This is a genomic window from Mycobacterium sp. IS-836 (assembly GCF_001954275.1).
Classification (GTDB): domain Bacteria; phylum Actinomycetota; class Actinomycetes; order Mycobacteriales; family Mycobacteriaceae; genus Mycobacterium.
Window position 1 is genome coordinate 90,190 of sequence record NZ_MBEU01000017.1, and the last position, 17,852, is coordinate 108,041.

General features: G+C 67.0%; 16 protein-coding genes. 9 read left to right on the forward strand and 7 right to left on the reverse strand.

Going from position 1 to position 17,852, the window contains the following annotated elements; all coding sequences use genetic code 11:
• Positions 1–173 precede the first annotated feature (173 nt).
• Complete coding sequence (locus A5747_RS07775) at positions 174–398, reverse strand: hypothetical protein (RefSeq protein ID WP_076123071.1); 225 nt, start codon at positions 396–398, stop codon at positions 174–176.
• On the reverse strand, positions 371–1,216 hold the full coding sequence (locus tag A5747_RS07780; protein WP_233147980.1) for an SDR family NAD(P)-dependent oxidoreductase: 846 nt from the start codon (positions 1,214–1,216) through the stop codon (positions 371–373). The genes A5747_RS07775 and A5747_RS07780 overlap by 28 nt, the downstream gene beginning before the upstream one ends.
• A gap of 159 nt (positions 1,217–1,375) precedes the next feature.
• On the opposite strand from A5747_RS07780, the gene A5747_RS07785 reads away from it, so the two are divergent.
• On the forward strand, positions 1,376–2,425 hold the full coding sequence (locus A5747_RS07785; RefSeq protein ID WP_076123072.1) for an alpha/beta hydrolase: 1,050 nt from the start codon (positions 1,376–1,378) through the stop codon (positions 2,423–2,425).
• Between the two features lie 39 nt (positions 2,426–2,464).
• Here A5747_RS07785 and A5747_RS07790 read toward each other — a convergent pair whose 3' ends face one another.
• Positions 2,465–2,683: a hypothetical protein gene (locus A5747_RS07790; RefSeq protein ID WP_076123073.1), complete on the reverse strand. Its 219-nt coding sequence runs from the start codon at positions 2,681–2,683 to the stop codon at positions 2,465–2,467.
• 85 nt (positions 2,684–2,768) lie between these two features.
• Here A5747_RS07790 and A5747_RS07795 point away from each other — a divergent pair, with 85 nt between their 5' ends.
• Positions 2,769–5,432, forward strand: coding sequence for an FHA domain-containing protein (locus A5747_RS07795; RefSeq protein WP_083700224.1), 2,664 nt, complete (start codon positions 2,769–2,771; stop codon positions 5,430–5,432).
• Here the strand turns inward: A5747_RS07795 and A5747_RS25225 are convergent.
• Positions 5,429–5,593 carry a hypothetical protein gene (locus tag A5747_RS25225; protein WP_175611199.1) on the reverse strand — a complete coding sequence of 55 codons (165 nt, stop codon included), beginning with the start codon at positions 5,591–5,593 and terminating at the stop codon, positions 5,429–5,431. The genes A5747_RS07795 and A5747_RS25225 overlap by 4 nt on opposite strands.
• A gap of 602 nt (positions 5,594–6,195) precedes the next feature.
• Between A5747_RS25225 and A5747_RS07800 the strand changes: the two genes are divergently transcribed.
• The 4 genes from A5747_RS07800 (at position 6,196) to A5747_RS07815 (ending at position 11,243) form a co-directional block, all read left to right on the forward strand.
• Positions 6,196–7,806 (forward strand): class I adenylate-forming enzyme family protein, encoded by a 1,611-nt coding sequence (locus A5747_RS07800; RefSeq protein WP_076123074.1) that lies wholly within the window; start codon positions 6,196–6,198, stop codon positions 7,804–7,806.
• Positions 7,793–8,563 (forward strand): class II aldolase/adducin family protein, encoded by a 771-nt coding sequence (locus A5747_RS07805; RefSeq protein ID WP_076123075.1) that lies wholly within the window; start codon positions 7,793–7,795, stop codon positions 8,561–8,563. The genes A5747_RS07800 and A5747_RS07805 overlap by 14 nt, the downstream gene beginning before the upstream one ends.
• A gap of 109 nt (positions 8,564–8,672) precedes the next feature.
• Positions 8,673–9,941: an amidohydrolase family protein gene (locus tag A5747_RS07810; RefSeq protein ID WP_076123076.1), complete on the forward strand. Its 1,269-nt coding sequence runs from the start codon at positions 8,673–8,675 to the stop codon at positions 9,939–9,941.
• A gap of 123 nt (positions 9,942–10,064) precedes the next feature.
• Positions 10,065–11,243, forward strand: coding sequence for a serine/threonine-protein kinase (locus tag A5747_RS07815; protein ID WP_076123077.1), 1,179 nt, complete (start codon positions 10,065–10,067; stop codon positions 11,241–11,243).
• A 21-nt stretch (positions 11,244–11,264) separates the two neighbouring features.
• Here the strand turns inward: A5747_RS07815 and A5747_RS07820 are convergent, their stop codons facing one another.
• A complete protein-coding gene (locus A5747_RS07820) occupies positions 11,265–12,284 on the reverse strand; it encodes a nitronate monooxygenase family protein (RefSeq protein ID WP_076123078.1) in 1,020 nt (339 codons plus the stop codon).
• 73 nt (positions 12,285–12,357) lie between these two features.
• On the opposite strand from A5747_RS07820, the gene A5747_RS07825 reads away from it, so the two are divergent.
• The 3 genes from A5747_RS07825 (at position 12,358) to A5747_RS07835 (ending at position 16,346) form a co-directional block, all read left to right on the forward strand.
• The gene (locus A5747_RS07825) at positions 12,358–13,980 is read left to right on the forward strand and encodes an arylsulfatase (protein ID WP_076123079.1); all 1,623 of its coding nucleotides are present in this window, start codon (positions 12,358–12,360) and stop codon (positions 13,978–13,980) included.
• A gap of 24 nt (positions 13,981–14,004) precedes the next feature.
• Entirely contained in the window at positions 14,005–15,228 is a 1,224-nt protein-coding gene (locus tag A5747_RS07830; protein WP_076123080.1) for an FAD-dependent oxidoreductase, read from the forward strand.
• A 122-nt stretch (positions 15,229–15,350) separates the two neighbouring features.
• On the forward strand, positions 15,351–16,346 hold the full coding sequence (locus tag A5747_RS07835; RefSeq protein ID WP_076123081.1) for a Gfo/Idh/MocA family protein: 996 nt from the start codon (positions 15,351–15,353) through the stop codon (positions 16,344–16,346).
• 5 nt (positions 16,347–16,351) lie between these two features.
• On the opposite strand, the gene A5747_RS07840 is transcribed toward A5747_RS07835, so the two are convergent.
• The gene (locus A5747_RS07840; protein ID WP_076123082.1) at positions 16,352–17,170 is read right to left on the reverse strand and encodes a sugar phosphate isomerase/epimerase; all 819 of its coding nucleotides are present in this window, start codon (positions 17,168–17,170) and stop codon (positions 16,352–16,354) included.
• Positions 17,167–17,766, reverse strand: a complete 600-nt coding sequence (locus A5747_RS07845) for a preprotein translocase subunit SecD (protein WP_369805027.1) — start codon at positions 17,764–17,766, stop codon at positions 17,167–17,169. The genes A5747_RS07840 and A5747_RS07845 overlap by 4 nt, the downstream gene beginning before the upstream one ends.
• Positions 17,767–17,852 lie beyond the last annotated feature (86 nt).

The window sequence follows — 17,852 nt, forward strand, 5'->3', positions numbered from 1 at the left end:
ACAGCGGATAGCTAACTGCGATCCAGGTTCCTGCTAACACCAACGCGCAAAGTGGCGTGATGGCGGCGAACAAGCAACGCGTCTTGGTGCAAACGATTCTCGCCGGTGTCGCGACGTTTGCGATGCTGGCACTATTCCACACTCCGCGATATGACGCCAAAACCGTTGGGGGATCAGCGCTTACCCGCGTCGTAGCCGACGGGAACGACGACGAAGCCCAACTGCAACAACAGCTCCAGGCCCAGCAGCAGATGCAACAGGCCGAACAGCAAGAACAACTGGACCTTCAGCAAGCCCAGCAAGACGAGCAACAGGGCCTGCAGGTCGAGCAGCAAGCCACGCTCTCGGTCCCCGGAAGTTAACCGCTGCTTCAGGGTGCGATCGGGCGATTCGTCCATTCGCGGTCGGCGCGGCGCGACGAGCGGAACCATCCGCCTGCCGCGCCGGTGCCGCCGTCGGTCGGGATGGTGTGGCCGGTGACGAACGCTGATAGGTCCGACGCCAGGAACAGGATGACGCGCGCCTGGTCCTCGGGCAGGCCCATCCGGCCGACGGGAACCCATTGCGGCCACTGCGTCTGCTCTTCGGCGGATAGCCACTGCGAGTAGGGCACCTGCAGCGATTCCGTGACGTCGGGGCCGATGCCGTTGACCCGCACTCCGTCCCGGCCGACCTGGACCGCGAGGCTGCGCGTGAAGTGGATGACTGCCGCTTTGAACGCCGCATAGACCGGATCCTCGGGATAACCGCGCAACCCTTCGACCGACGAGACGTTGACGATCGCACCCGCGCGCTGGCCGATCATCGCCGGCAGGAATGCGTGGGTGACGAGGAAAACATGGTGCAGGTTGATGCGGTAGAGCTCATCCCACAGTTGCGGGTCGGTGTCGACGAAGTTGCCCGGGTGACGCAGCCAATGACCGACGTTGTTCACCAGGATGTCGATCCGCCCATAGCGACCCAGCACCGATTGCGCCAAGGACACAACCTGATTGGCGTCGCAAACGTCGGTGATCACCGCCAGCGCAGAACCCCCGCGGCTCGCGATGTCGTCAGCCGTTCGTTGCGCGAGTTCGGTGTCGCTATCGGCGATGACGACGCGCGCGCCGTGCTGGGCGAACAGCCGCGCGGTCGCCGCGCCGATTCCGCCACCACCTCCGGTGACCACCGCGACCCGGTCCGACAGCAGCCGACCATCGATTGCGTCCATGCCCATATCTTGGGCCATCGTGCTGGCCGCGCGCATAGATAAAGCCGGAATACCCGCCTTTCGCGCGCGTAAACAGTGAGAAACCCAACTTTGCCACAGGCTTTACGCAGAGTTTTCACGTGCTGGAGGCCGGGTACCCGCTTGTCAAAGTAGGAGTTGTTGCCAATGGCCACAAGGGATCCGAAGCTTCGCCGTCGTTCGTTGCCGCGCAACACGAGCAATCGGCGCATTCACCACGGTCACAGCGCACAATCGGTTGCCGTTTCGTTGGCCAGTCGGTTGATCGTGAAAAACGCGGTGCGTGCCTGGGCAATTCAGCCGCATCTGCGCTGGCCGTTGGAATACGTCGACAGCATGGCCGGTTTGCTGCCACATTTTCGTTCGTCCGCGACTGTCGAACCCATACAACTCGAACACTGCGGGGCCGAATGGATTCGCGCGCGAGGGGCGTCCCCGGCGCGCGCGATCCTCTACCTGCACGGCGGGGCGTTCCTTACCTGCGGCCTGAACACCCACCGCTCCGTGGTGTGTCGCTTGTCGAAGGCCGCCGACGCCGGTGTGCTCACGGTCGGATACCGAAAGCTGCCGTCGCATCAAATCAGCGACGCGATCGAAGACGGCCTCAGCGGGCTGCGCTGGTTGCGGCAGCAAGGCTACGACGATGACCGAATTGTCGTGGCTGGCGACTCCGCCGGCGGTTACCTCGCATTCATGACCACGCTGGCCGCCGTCCGGAACGAGCTTGCGAAACCCGCTGGGATCGCGGCGATTTCGCCATTCACCGACCCGGATCCGGCCCGCAAGCTAAGGCATCGAAACTCACGAAAGTGCTCGATGTTCACCCGCGGTGCGTTGTCGATGTTCGCCCGATACCTCGGCGAGGTGCAACTGCCGGTGGGCAAGGGAAGCTCCAATGCGCGCGTGGTCTCACCGGTCGACGCCGACCTATCCTCGCTGCCTCCAGTGACCATCCACGCCAGCTCCGATGAGCTGTTGCTCCCGGACGCAGAGCTCATGGCGAAGCGCTTGGAAGCCAGTGGAATCCGCTGCGATTTGCATCTTTGGGACGGGCAGATTCACGATTTTCCGTTGGCGGCCGACATCCTGCCCGAGGGGCGGCGTGCCATCCGCTACATCGGGGACTTCGTCAAGGATGTCACGACCGGCCCCGGCAGCGCTTGGCGCACGCCGGAGATCACCGCCGCCGCCGGATAGCGGCCGAACAAGCGCCGCGAAAGCTCTTGCACCGCAGGCCTATTCGTATTGCTCGCGTTCTTCGAGTTCCGGGTCGATCAGGACTGTCTCACGTTGTTCCTGCCAGTCGGAGGGAGCCGCCTCGAGCGGCACGTCGCCGTCGTCCGGCCAGGATGTGGCGTCGTCCTCGTCGGCCGGCGAACCGGAGGTCGGCTGCTGTTGCTCAACGGCATCCGCGACGGGCACGTCGTCGGGGAAGTCATTGTCGCTGTGCTGCATGGACGGCGGGTTACCCGCGGTTTCGCCATCGAAAACGTCGCGATGACTTGCCCTGCGCTTGCCGCCAGCCGATACAGTTGGCGTAATGAGCCGACCAGCCCCGCCTGTGCTGACTGTGCGGTATGACGGAGCCGAGCGCACCTTCGCCGCAGGCAACGATGTCGTGATCGGGCGTGACCTGCGGGCGGATGTCCGCGTTGCCCACCCGCTGATATCGCGCACGCACCTGCTGGTGCGATTCGACCAGGGCCGATGGGTCGCGATCGACAATGGCAGCCTCAACGGCCTCTATGTCAACAGCCGGCGGGTGCCGACCGTCGACATCCTGGACGGCCTGCGGGTCAACATCGGAAATCCGGACGGTCCGGCGCTGGCCTTCGAGGTCGGTCGCCACCTGGGCTCGGCCGGGCGCCCACCCTTGACGACGTCGATTCCACTGCTCAGCCCGTCGAGCGAACCGAGTGGCCCAGCGCCGGTCCAGGGCCCACAGGGAACCGTCACGTCCCCCTGGACGGGCCAGCCGCAGCCCTCCCCGTCGGGGCCGTTGCGGTCGCCGCCGACGCGTCCGCCCACCGGACCGCAACCGGTCCAGCCGCGGGGTCCGCTGTCGACGTCCCCGTCCGGGCCGCAGCCGCGCTACCCGACCGGCGGACAACCGGCCGCTCCGCCCAGCGGGTCGCACTCGGCACCGCAGATCTACCGGGCACCACCGGCGAAAGCGACCCCGGCCTCCGCGGCCGGACCCGAGACCATGCGCGTCAGCGCTGATGCGTCGAACCTTGCGACCTCGATGTTGAAGATCCTGCGGCCGGGTAAAGCGGAGTCGATGCCCGGCGCGATCAAGATCGGCCGCGCCAACGACAACGACATCGTCATTCCCGAGGTCCTCGCATCACGTCACCACGCCACCCTGATCCCGACGCCGCGCGGCACCGAGATTCATGACAACCGCAGCATCAATGGCACTTTCGTCAACGGATCGCGGGTCGACGTGGCGGTGCTGAACGAGGGCGACGTCGTCACGATCGGGAACATCGACCTTGTCTTCGCGGGCGGCACGCTGGCCCGCCGCGACGAGGCCGCGACCGCGACGCGCACCGGCGGCCTCGACGTGCGCCGGGTGACGTGGACGATCGACAACAACAAGTCGCTGTTGGACGACATCTCGCTGGGTGCGCTTCCCGGAACGCTGACGGCCGTCATCGGTCCATCGGGCGCCGGGAAGTCGACGTTCGCGAGGTTGGTGGCCGGGTACACCAGCCCGACCAACGGCACGGTGGCCTTCGAGGGCCACAACGTTCACGCCGAATACGCCTCGCTGCGAAGCAGAATCGGCATGGTGCCGCAGGACGACGTCGTGCACGGTCAGCTGACCGTGCAACAGGCGCTGATGTATGCGGCCGAACTGCGGCTGCCGCCGGACACCACCAAGGAGGACCGTGCCCAGGTGGTGGCCCGGGTGCTCGAGGAACTCGAGATGAGCCAGCACCTGCAGACGCGAGTGGACAAATTGTCGGGCGGCCAGCGCAAGCGCGCGTCGGTGGCCCTGGAGTTGCTGACCGGGCCGTCGCTGCTGATCCTGGACGAGCCGACCTCCGGTCTGGACCCCGCGCTGGACCGGCAGGTCATGACGATGCTGCGGCAGTTGGCCGACGCGGGCCGGGTGGTCCTCGTGGTCACCCACTCGCTGACGTACCTCGACGTCTGCGATCAGGTTCTGCTGCTCGCCCCCGGCGGCAAGACCGCCTTCTGCGGGCCGCCCAGCCAAATCGGCCCGGCGATGGGAACCACCAACTGGGCCGACATCTTCAGCTCGGTCGCCGGCGACCCCGACGCGGCCAAAGCGCGGTACCTGGCGCAGACGGGCCCGCCCCCGCCGCCGCCACCCGCGGAGAAGCCCGCCGAGCTGGGCGATCCGCCGCAAACCAGCCTCGTCCGGCAGTTCTCCACGATCGCCCGGCGACAGATTCGGTTGATCGTCAGCGACCGCGGCTACTTTGCTTTCCTTGCGCTGTTGCCGTTCATCATGGGCTCGCTGTCGATGTCGGTGCCCGGCGACGTCGGCTTCGGCATTCCCAATCCCATGGGTGACGCGCCGACCGAGCCCGGCCAGATCCTGGTGCTGCTCAACGTCGGTGCGGTCTTCATGGGGACGGCACTGACCATCCGGGATCTCATCGGCGAGCGCGCCATCTTCCTGCGTGAGCAGGCGGTCGGGCTGTCCACCAGCGCCTACCTGCTGGCGAAGGTCTGTGTCTACACCGTGTTCGCGATCGTTCAGTCGGCGATCGTCACCGCCATCACGCTGCTGGGCAAGGGTGGCCCGACCCAGGGCGCCGCGGCGCTGGGCAAGCCCGGGCTGGAGCTGTTCGTTGATGTCGCGGCGACGACGGTCGCCTCGGCGATGCTCGGGTTGGCGCTGTCGGCCATCGCCAAGTCCAATGACCAGATCATGCCGCTGCTCGTCGTGGCGGTCATGTCGCAGCTGGTGTTCTCCGGCGGCATGATTCCGGTGACCGCGCGCATCGGGCTGGACCAGATGTCTTGGGCCACACCGGCGCGGTGGGGTTTCGCGACGTCGGCCTCCACTGTCAACTTGATTCACCTGGAGCCCGGGCCGCAGGTGCCGAAGGATTCACACTGGCATCACAATGCCGCCACCTGGTGGTTCGACATGGCCATGCTGGTGGTGATCAGCGTTTGCTATCTGTGCTTCGTGCGCTGGAAGATTCGCCTCAAGGGAGGCTAGGCACCCTTGCGGACCACGTGGTCGGCGGCTGTGTGCATCCGGTCCGACAGTTGCAGCAGATCATGCTCGCCCACGCCGTGGGGCATCGTGTATGCCAGCCGCCGCAGTTCGACGGCGCAGTTGCGCAACTCCTCGCGGAGGCGCGTCTCGATGGTGGGCATGCCCGAAATTTTCGCAGGCCCCGCGCCGATCCGCGATGGCAGCGAAGTGTTTTAACGGGAGTTTGACAGCGTTTTTACAGTCGGGGCTCCCAACTTGCGCGGCGTGGCGGCGACCAGCGTCCGCTCCTCACGCTCGAGCGGTCGACGAGAAGGGTGAGGCTGCCTCCCTCCCTCCGGTTTCACTTCTGCGCATCCCGTGGCCAGCACCTACAGTTGGAACCTGTGTTGAGCCGTAAAGGTGGGACGGTGGCCGCGATATGCGGTGTGGCCGTTGTTACCTTGGCCGTCGCGGGTATTGGCGATTTCGACAAGCCGCTGACCGTCGCAACGAGCGCATCATCCGGTGTGGCGCCGGCACCCCCGTCGCCCGGGCACAGCCCCGCTGGTGGCGGCGCGCTGCCGGTGCAACCTGTCGGTGGCGGCGGCTGCATCATCGGCTGGAACTGCGGGTGTCTTCGGTTCCAAACTTGTCCCACCCCGCACCCGCGTCCCGGCACTCAGCACGACCACCAACACACTCCTTCTGGCGCTCAGACTCCGTAGTCGCTTCCCCACCAGTACGTGGCTGCCAAAACGACGCGCGCTTTTCCTATCATTTGGGAATGAGCGCCGGCGGGCTGGACACCGTGGGCTCGCCGGCTTTCAGCGACGAGGACCCGGTCCGCTTCCGCGCGGCCGGCTGGTGGTCCGACACCACGCTGTCGGATGCGGTACGCCGCAACGCAATACGGTCGCCGGACCGTCCCGCCTATGTCGACCACGCCGGCACCTCGTTGACGTGGCGTGAATTCGACGATGCGGCAACCAATCTGGCCGAACAACTGACCGCGACCGGCATCGCGCGGGGGGATCGAGTCGCGGTCTGGCACGGCGACTCCGCGGCGATTCACGCGCTGTTCGTGGCAATCGAACGCTGCGGCGCGGTGGTCGTCGGCGTCGGCGCGCGCGCCGGCACCCGCGAGGTCGCCGCGATACTGCGCGCTGCGCGGCCAAAGGTCCTGATCAGCGACCACCCGCGGCGCGAGCTCGCAGCGGGTATGACCATCGAGTCGATGACCTTGAGTCACGACGCGGGCGGCCTGCGCCTGGACATCGATGTGGAGCCCAGCTCACCGGGCACCGATTCCGGGCTCGGTGCCGACGATGTCTTCCTGATCAACTCCACGTCCGGGACCACCGGGCTGCCCAAGTGCGTCGTGCACACGCAGAATCGGTGGTTCTACTTTCACCAGAAGGCCGTCGCGAACGGGCTGCTGACGCAAGACGACATCTTCTTGCCGGTCATACCCACGCCCTTTGGCTTCGGAATATGGACCAGCCACACCACGCCGATCCACCTCGGTGCCACCGCGGTAATCCTGGAACGCTTCGCACCGAAGACCGCATGTGAGGCGATAGCCCAGCACCGCGTCACCGTATTGTGCTGTGTCAGTACGCAATTGACGATGCTAATGGCCGACCCCGCCTGCCGGGAGTACGACCTCAGCACCTTGCGGGTCGTCTTCGCCGGCGGCGAGGCGTTACCGTATCGGCCTGCCGTCGACTTCGAGCGACTCACGGGCGCAAAGATTCTGCAGTTCTACGGCTCGAACGAGACCGGACTGCTCAGCGGAACCACGCTGGACGACTCGCCGCAGCGCCGGCTCCGCACCGGGGGCAGGATCGTGCCCGAGATGGCGGTCCGGCTCTTCGACGGCGACCGCGACGTCACCGGAACGGGGCGTGGGCAGCCCGCATGCCGCGGCCCGGCGACGAGCCTGGGCTACCTCGACGGCATCGACCACGACCAGCTGTTCACCAGCGACGGTTGGATGCGCATGGGCGACATCTGCGAAATCGACGCGGACGGTTACCTGAGTGTCACGGGCCGAACATCCGACTTCATCGTGCGAGGCGGCAAGAACATCAGCGCCGCACAGGTCGAGGACGCGGTGATGACGCACCCCGCGATCGCGCTCGCGGCCGCGGTGGCCATGCCCGATGCGGTGTTCGGCGAAAAAGTCTGCCTCTACGCCGAACTCGCAGATTCGCAGGCCATCGACTTGCCCGAACTCGTCAACCACCTGCTGGCACTGGGGGTTTCCAAGGAACTGCTGCCGGAACGACTCATCGTCGTCGACGAACTTCCCCGATCGTCCGGAGGAAAGATCGCCAAAGGCGAGCTCCGCCGCGATATCCGAGTAAGGATGGAGGCCGATCATGAACGCTCCTGAGGCACGGCGAGGTGGTCTGGAGGTGTGGGCGCCCTCCGTGGTGCCCCCGATCCCGGAACTGTCCGACGAGCAGGCGCTCGCGGTGGCGTTTCGCCACCTGGCCGGCATTGGCTTCGCCGAGAACATGGCCGGACACATCACCTGGCAGCCCGATGGGCACACCGACATGTTCGTCAACCCGTGGGGACTGTGGTGGGCCGAACTCACCGCCTCGGATATCTGCGTGGTCGACGGCGACGCGCGGGTAGTGCGGGGCCGTTGGGACGTGACGCCCGCGATCCACATCCACACCGAACTGCACCGGGTCCGCGAAGACGCCCGGGTCGTCATCCACAACCACCCCTACTATGTCTGCGTGCTGGCCGCGCTCGGCAGGCTGCCCGAATTGGTGCACCAGACCGGTTCGCTCTTTCTGGATGACCTGTGTCTGGTCGACACGTACGACGGCGAAATCGACACCCCCGCCCGTGCGGCCGATCTCGCTGCCCGCATCGGCGGCGCCAACCTGACGATTCTGGCCAACCACGGCGTCATCGCGACCGGAAGCAACCTGGCCCAAGCGGTCTATCGCGCGGCATCGATCGAACGGGTCTGCAAGCTGGCCTACGACGTCATGCTCACCGGCGCCGCGCCGGTGAAGATGACCTGGCCGGACATGGCGGGCATGCAACGGTCGCTGATCGAACGGGCCGCCGACGTGTACTGGGCGGGGGCGGTCCGCATGGCCATCAAGGCCGATCCCGATGTGCTCAGGTGAACGTCCGCGTTCAGTGTGCACCCAGGGCGGCGACACGCCGGGCGGCATCGCCCTCACCGCACACTCGAAGCCATCACCGCACACTCGACGTGAAAGGCGATCGCAGACCATGAAATCGATCGACGAGTTGGCCGCCAATCTGAACTTCACCACCGCCAGGACCGGTGAGGATCGCTCCGTCACGTTTCTTCCGGACCCGCCCCGCGCACCCCGGCGCTACACGGTGATCTCGGTGGACGATCACATCGTCGAACCGCCGGATACGTTCGCCGGACGCCTGCCCCGCAAGTTCGCCGATCGTGCGCCCAAAGTGGTGGACACCGCGGAAGGCGGGCAGACGTGGGTCTACGACGGCCGCGAATTGCCCAATGTCGGGTTCAACGCCGTGGTGGGGCGGCCGGTGGCCGAATACGGATTCGAGCCCGTCAGATTCGACGAGATGCGCAGGGGCGCATGGGATATCCATGAGCGCGTCAAAGACATGGACCTCAACGGCATCTACGCATCGCTCAACTTTCCGTCGTTCCTGCCGGGGTTCGCCGGGCAGCGGCTGCAACAGGTGACCACGGATCGCGACCTCGCGCTGGCCGCCGTGCGCGCCTGGAACGATTGGCACCTCGAGGTGTGGGCGGGGTCCTATCCCGAACGGATCATTCCCTGCCAGCTGCCGTGGCTGCTGGACCCGGAGCTGGGCGCACAGATGATTCGCGAGAACGCCGAGCGTGGATTTCACGCGGTGACGTTCAGCGAGAACCCCGCGATGCTCGGATTGCCGAGCATCCACTCGGGTCATTGGGATCCAATGATCGCGGCATGCGCCGAGACCGGCACCGTCGTCAATCTCCACATCGGTTCGTCGGGCTCGTCGCCGTCCACCACCGACGACGCGCCGCCGGACGTGCAGGGCGTGCTGTTCTTCGCCTACGCGATCTCGGCGGCGGTCGACTGGTTGTACTCCGGCCTGCCCAGCAGGTTCCCGGAACTCAAAATCTGCTTGTCCGAGGGCGGAATCGGCTGGGTGGCAGGTTTACTCGACCGCCTCGATCACATGCTCAGCTATCACGCAATGTACGGCACCTGGCAGGCGCTCGGCGAGAGTCTGTCGCCCGCAGAGGTTTTCACCCGCAACTTCTGGTTCTGCGCGGTGGAGGACAAGTCCTCGTTCGTGCAACGCGACCGGATCGGTGTGGACAACATCATGTTGGAAGCCGACTATCCACATTGCGACTCGACGTGGCCGCACACTCAACAAACGATCCACGAAGAAATCGGTGACCTACCGGCCGATGCGATCCGCAAGTTCACCTGGGAGAACGCGTCGCGCCTGTACCAGCACCCGGTGCCGGTCGAGGTACAGCAGAATCCCGACGCATTCTGACGGCCGCGCTGGTGTGGCCTCTTCGCTCGCGTTTTGGGCCGCCGATGCCGGGGTAACCCCCCTTCGGCGATTTTGCGGCCGGTCGCGCGTCGTCACTGAAGTCGCACAGAGTGGGCGGGGCAGATGAATACTCTCGTGTTGCTCGCTGGCCGGTACGAGATGCACAGCAGGCTGGGCCTTGGTGGCATGGCCGAGGTTCGCGACGGCTGGGACACCCGATTGCACCGGCCGGTCGCCATCAAACTCCTGCACCCGGCGCTGAGTGCCCAGAAAGGCATCCGGAACCGGTTCGACGCCGAGGCGCGCGCGGCCGCGGCGCTCAACCACCCGAACATCGTCGCCGTGCACGACATCGGCGAGCACGACGGCACACCGTTCATCGTGATGGAACGGTTGCCCGGAGAGAGCCTGGCCGACGAGATTGCCGCCGGTCCGCTCTCGCCGGCGCGGACCCATGCCATGCTCGACAACGTCCTCGCCGCGCTGACGGCGGCGCACAACGCCGCGATCCTGCACCGCGATATCAAACCCGGAAACATCCTGCTCGCAGCGGGCGGCGAGATCATGAAGGTCGCGGACTTCGGGATCGCCAAGACCCCGGAGGCCACCAACACGCTGACCGGCCACATCGTCGGGACCATCGCGTATCTGAGCCCCGAGCGTCTCGCCGGTGCGCCCGCGTGCGTGGCCGACGACCTCTATGCGGTCGGTGTCGTCGGCTATGAAGCGCTCGCCGGGCATCGCCCGTTCCCGCAAGAGAACGTGGCCGCGCTGGCCAGCGCCATCTTGCATGGTCGGCCGCCCCCACTTGCCGGGCTGCGGCCCGACGTCCATCCCGGCCTGATAGCGGTGATCGAACGCGCGATGGCCCGTGACCCGCGACAGCGGTTTGACAGCGCCGAGGAGATGCGGGCCGCCCTGCACGGCGGTCCGATCGCGCCCGCGGCGGGCGTGCGGGTCGCCCCGCCGCGGCGTCCAGCCACCAAGGTGCTGGACGGTCCGCCACCCGGGTTGGTCACGAACACGTTTTTCCCTGCGCTAGTCCCGCCGATGACGGTCACCCGCAGGAAGGTGCTGGGTGCCCTGGCGGTCTTGGCCGTCCTGATCCTGATCCCGCTGGCGTTCGCGCTCGATGCGTCGTCCTCGCACGCGCCCACCAAACCCGTGACCACCAGCACGCCCGTGCCCGTTCCCGTCAGCAATCCCGCGCCGCCGCCGACGCCGACGGCACCGCCTCCGGCCCCGCCATGGCACGGCCCCGGCAAAGGCCACGGCAAGGGGCACGGCGGCGGGGGAGACTAGCGACCGCGCGCGGGGCGCCGATCAGAGCTCGGAAGCCAATCGTCGCAGAATGTCGGCCGTCGGCTCCGCGGTCGCGTGGCGGTACCCGGTGCCCGCCCACAGATGGACGTAGTCGGGTTTGCCTGCGGCCGCGGCGGCTTTGCGCATTGCGGTGGTGAGGTAGTGAATCGCCGGATAGCCCAGGGGCGCCTCCGCCTCGTGCGCGTCGATGAACGCGTTGCGCAGGCCGCGGGCCGGCCGGCCGGTGAAGGCGCGAGTGATCACCGTCTCGGTGTATGCGGGGTCGGTGAGGGCCGCCTGGTGGGTGGCCGAGGCGCCGCTTTCGGCGGCACGAAGCAGGACCGTTCCGACCGCTGCCGCCGCGGCGCCCGCGCGAATGACGTCGGCCACCGCGGCCGGAGTGGCGAGCCCACCGGTGGCGATCACGGGCAACGGCACGGCCGCGGTGATCTGTTTGACGAGGTCGGCGATCGGGACCGGCGTCAACGGTGTCCGCGGCGAAAGCGTGGCCGAATGCCCGCCCGCGGCCGCCGCCTGCACGGCAAGCATGTCGACGCCCGCCTCGTGGGCTTGGGTCGCCTCCTCGACGGTTGTAACCGTTTGAACGACAACGCTATTCGCCTGTTGCAGCGCGGCGATCACGCCGCGCGGTGGTATCCCGAACGTGAACGACACCATCGGCACCGGATCGTCGAGCAACAGCGTGATCTTCTCGTCGAAGGCGTCGACGTCCTCGATCGGCTCGGACGGCACGGTCACGCCGAACTGGTCGGCCTCCCTCTGGATGGTTGCGGCGTACACCCGATAGCTGTCGGGGTCAACCGGTAGCGGATTGGGGGCAAACAGGTTGATACCGAACGGGATTCCCTCGGTGCGAACGCTCTTGATCTCGGCTTCGACAGCCTCCACCCGCTTGTAGCCGGCCGCGAGGAAACCCAGACCACCCGCGCGGGTCGCCGCCGACACCATCGCCGGGGTCGTCGGGCCACCCGACATTGGGGCGGCGACCAACGGAATGGACATCCCAAACTGCTGCAGCATCCAATGACCATATCTGCGACGGCGGGGTGGCAGAAGTTCCCTTCGGCCGCCAGACCTGACAGGATGCTTGACCGTGACGCGGCCCAACTTCTTGGTCATCGTGGCAGACGATTTGGGGTTTTCCGATATCGGTGCCTTCGGCGGTGAGATCAACACGCCGAATCTGGACCGGCTCGCCTACGCCGGAATCCGGCTCACCGATTTTCATTCGGCGCCGGCCTGCTCGCCAACCCGCGCGATGTTGTTGACCGGAACCGATCACCACATCGCCGGCATCGGAACGATGCTCGAGGTCGCGATCCCCGAATTCCAGGGCGCGCCCGGCTACGAGGGCTATCTGAACGATCGCGTCGTCGCGTTGCCGGAGCTGCTGCGTGACGCCGGATACCTGACGCTCATGTCGGGCAAATGGCACCTGGGCGACACGATCGAGACCTCGCCGTGGGCTCGCGGATTCGAGCGGTCGTTCGCGCTGTTGCCGGCCGGCGCCAGCCATTACGGCGGTGCCGCGGCCGAGGGGTTCGCGCCGGTGCCAAGGCTTTACACCGAGGATGACCAGTTCGTCACGGTCGACGAGAACTTCTACTCATCGGACTTCTACACCGACACCCTGCTGCGCTACTTCCGCGAACGTGCGGAACGCCCCGACGATCGGGACCGACCGTTCTTCGCCTACCTGCCCTTCCAAGCGCCCCACTGGCCCCTGCAAGCACCCGACGAATCCATCGCCACCTACCGCGGGCGCTACGACGCGGGTCCGGACGCGCTGCGCGAGGCTCGCTTGGCAGCGCTCACGCGACTCGGCCTGTGCCCACCCGACGTCACCCCGCACCCCGTCGTCGCCGACGGCGCCCCGGAGTGGGCCGACATGACCGCGGAGCAGCGCGCGCTCTCGGCCCGCAGCATGGAGGTCTACGCCGGGATGGTCGACCGGATGGACTGGAATATCGGGCGGGTGATCGACTACCTGGCCGGCACCGGCGAACTCGACGACACGGTCGTGATCTTCTTGTCCGACAACGGCGCCGAGGGCGCGATCGTCGAGGCGATGCCGCTGCATGGCGCCCGTATCGCCGCGCAGATCGAGAAGTACTACGACAACAGCCTCGACAACCTCGGGCGGCCCACCTCGTACGTCTGGTACGGGCCGCGCTGGGCCCAGGCCGCCACGGCGCCGTCGCGGCTGCACAAGGCGTTCACCACCGAAGGCGGAATCCGGGTGGTCGGGTTCGTCACCTGGCCCGGCTTCGAGCGGCAGCGCGAGATCGGCACCGCATTCGCGACGGTGATGGACATCGCCCCGACCGTCCTGGAACTCGCCGGCGCCACGCATCCGGGCACCAGCTACCGCGGCCGCGAAATAGCACCCATGCGCGGCCGGTCGCTGGTGCCGTATCTCTCGGGTGACACCGATGCGGTGCACGAGGGCGAGACCGGCACCGGTTGGGAGTTGTTCGGCCGCCGCGCCATTCGCCAGGGCGACTGGAAGGCGCTGTGGCTGCCACCGCCGTACGGCCCGGGAACCTGGCAGCTCTACGACCTCGCGGCCGATCCCGGTGAAATCGACGACCTGGCCGCCGCCCGGCCCGAGAAGCTGGCCGAACTGCTCGAGCTGTGGGATCGCTACGTCAAGGAGAGCGGCGTGATTCTCGATCCCGTCTCGGTTTTCGAAATCGACACCCAATTGCTCGGCTGAAATCACCACGTACGCTGAGCGCTGATGGTCGACGAAATTACGTGCGCGATTATCGGCGGCGGCCCGGCCGGGATGATCCTCGGGCTGTTATTGGCTCGGGCGGGTGTGGACGTCACCCTGCTGGAAAAGCACGGCGACTTCCTGCGCGACTTCCGCGGCGACACCGTGCATCCCACCACGCTGCGGCTGCTCGACGAGCTGGGCTTGTGGGAGCGCTTCTCGGAGCTGGACTACAGCGAGGTCCGCAAGGCGAAGTTCGAGTCGAATGGCCGCTCGGTGACGTACGTCGACTTCGAGCGGCTGCGCCAACCCCATCCCTTCATCGCCATGGTGCCGCAGTGGGACCTCCTCAACCTGCTGGCCGAGGCCGCCGAGGCCGAGCCGACCTTCACGTTGCGGATGAAGACCGAAGTCACCGGGTTGCTGTGGGAAGGCGGCAAGGTCGCCGGCGTGCGCTACGAAGGGCCCGAGGGCCCGGGTGAATTGCGGGCCGAGCTGACGGTGGCGTGCGACGGCCGGTGGTCGATCGCGCGGCGTGACGCCGGACTCAAGACCAAAGAATTCCCGGTGAACTTCGACGTGTGGTGGTTCAGGTTGCCGCGGGACGGCGATGAGCAATTCACCTTCTTGCCTCGCTTGGCCCCCGGCAAGGCCCTCGTCGTGATCCCGCGCAAAGGCTACGACCAGATCGCCTACCTCGGGCCCAAGGGGGCCGACGCGCAGTTGCGCGCACGCGGCATCGAGGCCTTCCGGCGCGACGTCGACGCGCTACTGCCCGATGCGGGCGTGTCGGTAGCGGCGCTCACCTCCATGGACGACATCAAGCACCTCGACGTCCACGTGAATCGGTTGCGCCGCTGGCACACCGACGGGCTGCTGTGCATCGGCGACGCCGCGCACGCGATGTCTCCGCTGGGCGGGGTCGGCATCAATCTGGCCGTCCAAGACGCCGTCGCGGCGGCGACGATCCTGGCCGAACCGCTGCGGCGGCACCGCGTCACGGATCGCGACCTGGCCGCCGTCCGGCGGCGCCGGGTCGTTCCCACCGTGGTGACCCAGGCGGTGCAACGGGTGTTGCAGAGGGGGCTGCTTGGCCCGCTGCTGCGCGGCGCGGACCCCACCCCACCGGACGCCCTGCTGGGCCTGGTGCAGCGGCTGCCGTGGCTGTCGGTGGTGCCCGCATATTTCGTCGGCGTCGGGGTTCGACCCGAGCACGCGCCCGCATTCGCGCGGCGCGGATCCGCCTGACCGGGTGTGCACTGAGGGATTTTGCGTGTGCGCGTGGGGCGCCGTGGACGCACACTCGAAGCCCTGGACGCACACTCGACGGGCGCAGCGGAATGAGCCGCGTCAGCTGCTAGCGTCGGTTCGTGTCTGAACTCTTACGGATCGGCATTCTCGGCGCGGCCCGCATCGCGCCGTTGGCGCTCACCAACCCCGCCAAGGACAACGCCGAGGTCGACGTGGCCGCCGTCGCGGCGCGCGACGTGGCGCGTGCCCAAGCCTTCGCCGCCAAGCACCACATCGCGCGGGTGCACGACGACTACGACAAGCTGATCGCCGACCCGGGCATCGATGCCGTCTACAACCCGCTGCCGAATGGCTTGCACGGCAAGTGGACCCGCGCCGCGCTCGCGGCCGGCAAACACGTGCTGTGCGAAAAACCGTTCACCGCCAACGCCGCCGAGGCCCGCGAGATCGCCGAACTGGCCGCGAAGTCGGATCGGGTGGCGATGGAGGCGTTTCACTACCGCTACCACCCGCTGACATTGCGGGTCGAGCAGATCATCGCGTCGGGGGAGCTGGGCAAGCTCCAGCGGGTGGAGGCCGCGCTGTGTTTCCCGCTGCCGAAGTTCTCCGACATCCGCTACAACTATTCGCTCGCCGGCGGCGCGACAATGGACGCCGGCTGCTACGCGGTGCACATGGTGCGTACGTTCGGCGGTTCGACCCCGGAAGTCGTTTCCGCACAAGCGAAATTGCGCGATCCCCGCGTCGACCGGGCCATGACCGCCGAGTTGCGGTTCGCCGATGGGCACACCGGCCAGATTCGCTGCTCGATGTGGTCGACGCGCCTGCTGCAGATCAGCGCCAAGGTCGTTGGCGACCGGGGCGAGCTACGGGTGCTCAACCCGGTGATGCCCGCTTATTTTCATCGGCTCTCCATTCGTTCGCCGGCCGGCAAACGCACCGAGCGATTCCCGCGCCGCGCGTCGTACGCGTATCAGCTCGACGCTTTCACCGCGGCGGTGCTGCGCGGTGAGCCGATCAAGACGACACCTGAGGACGCGATCGAGAACATGAGCGTGATCGATGCCATCTATAGCGCCGCCGGCCTCCCGCTGCGCGAGCCGACCCGATCGTAACCCGTTCACCCAGTTGATATTTCGGCCAACAAAACGCGGGCCGCAGCCACGCACGGGCGCAGGCGGTCGATAGGACCGACGCCCGCCAGCGCCAGCGAGCGTTGGGGTACTTCGAGTTCGATCACGACGTCCGGTGGCAGTGCGGCCAGGATGTCGCGCAGCGGTAATTCGCCTTCACCGGGAACCATGCGCTCGTACATGGCTTCCTCCATGTAGTTGTCCAGGCGCGGCGCCAGCGTGGTGTCGTTGAGTTGGGCGTAGCCGATGTGTTCGGGTTCCAAGGCCGAAAGGTCCGCGGCGCCGGACCCCGAGCGCACCAGATGCATGGTGTCGATCAACAGCCGGAAATCATGTCGCCCGACGTGTTCCAGGGCGGCGACCGCGGTGGGCAGGTCGCCGACGGTCAGCCCGGGTACCGGTTCGACGTTGGTTTCGATGTCGCGTTGCGCACCGAGTTCGGTCAACGCCGCGAATTGGTCGAACGTGCGGCTGAGATCGGGATCGAGGCTGACCACGTTGATCCGGGGAACGCCGAGCTCGGCCAGGACATCGAGATCCGAGCGGAAATCGCGCATATCGGCCCCGGGCAGCACGAGAAACCCGTCGCCGAGCGTGATCGTCACACCCCTGTCGTTCATCGCCGCGCGCAGCGCCTTTCTCTCGGCGGGGTCCTTCAGCGAGAATGGCCGAAAGCCGAGAGGCACCAGCGGCTGTCCCTGAACGACGGTCGAGATGTGCCGGCAGCCAAGGTCCGCCGCGACACCGACGAACTCCACCGGCGGAAGCGCGAACACGCTGAGGAAGCCGACGGCGAGCTCGGTCACGCGGGGCGGCCCGCAAGTTGCGTCAACTGATCCGCGGCCTGAACGGTCTGCGTGGTCAGCGCGATCTGCCCGGAGGCGACCTGGTACTCGATCAACGGGGCTTCGAGGACGAGATCGTCACGGATGAAGGCAACGTGGTCGTGCAGATTCGCCGCGGTGAACGACGCCCAGGCGGCCGCCGACGGTCGGTCCAGCGTCAGCAGCACCTCGTAGAAGCCAGCGGTCAGCGACTTGGGCGGGTCCACCTGAGTCAGCCCGAGCCGCATCGCCTCGGGGCCCAACGTATAGAGAGTCGTCCGGGCGAGGTCACAGGCAGTGAGAGCCTTGTCGGGCGCGGCGGGGGCGTTCGGATTCGTGGCGGGGCACTTGTCGGGCGAGGCCGGTTGCGACTTCTCTACCTTCCGAACCGGCAAGGGCTGAATGTTGACGGGTGCCGCCACCGATTGGGTCGTTGCGGGCGGCGCCTTGGTGGTCGAGGCGGTCGGCGACGCCGGGTGCTGATTCGCGTGGCACCCACACGTCACCGCGCCGAGCAGCACGACGGTCGTCAATGATTTCTTTGCCGCTTTCTTCGCGGCTTTCTTTGCCGGACCCACCGCACTCCTTTCGCACACGGGATCAAGCCGATCGTAGCGGCAGGTTCTTTACCGACACTACGAACATAGAGTAATGTCGGCCGTCT

Bases quoted from the DNA above. Each gene is read 5' to 3' on its own strand.
- A5747_RS07810 (WP_076123076.1), top strand. From the start codon at position 8,673: ATGAAATCGATCGACGAGTTGGCCGCCAATCTGAACTTCACCACCGCC.
- A5747_RS07775 (WP_076123071.1), bottom strand. From the start codon at position 398: ATGGACGAATCGCCCGATCGCACCCTGAAGCAGCGGTTAACTTCCGGG.
- A5747_RS07800 (WP_076123074.1), top strand. From the start codon at position 6,196: ATGAGCGCCGGCGGGCTGGACACCGTGGGCTCGCCGGCTTTCAGCGAC.
- A5747_RS07805 (WP_076123075.1), top strand. From the start codon at position 7,793: ATGAACGCTCCTGAGGCACGGCGAGGTGGTCTGGAGGTGTGGGCGCCC.
- A5747_RS07830 (WP_076123080.1), top strand. From the start codon at position 14,005: ATGGTCGACGAAATTACGTGCGCGATTATCGGCGGCGGCCCGGCCGGG.
- A5747_RS07815 (WP_076123077.1), top strand. From the start codon at position 10,065: ATGAATACTCTCGTGTTGCTCGCTGGCCGGTACGAGATGCACAGCAGG.
- A5747_RS07790 (WP_076123073.1), bottom strand. From the start codon at position 2,683: ATGCAGCACAGCGACAATGACTTCCCCGACGACGTGCCCGTCGCGGAT.
- A5747_RS25225 (WP_175611199.1), bottom strand. From the start codon at position 5,593: ATGCCCACCATCGAGACGCGCCTCCGCGAGGAGTTGCGCAACTGCGCC.
- A5747_RS07795 (WP_083700224.1), top strand. From the start codon at position 2,769: ATGAGCCGACCAGCCCCGCCTGTGCTGACTGTGCGGTATGACGGAGCC.
- A5747_RS07780 (WP_233147980.1), bottom strand. From the start codon at position 1,216: ATGGGCATGGACGCAATCGATGGTCGGCTGCTGTCGGACCGGGTCGCG.
- A5747_RS07820 (WP_076123078.1), bottom strand. From the start codon at position 12,284: ATGCTGCAGCAGTTTGGGATGTCCATTCCGTTGGTCGCCGCCCCAATG.
- A5747_RS07785 (WP_076123072.1), top strand. From the start codon at position 1,376: ATGGCCACAAGGGATCCGAAGCTTCGCCGTCGTTCGTTGCCGCGCAAC.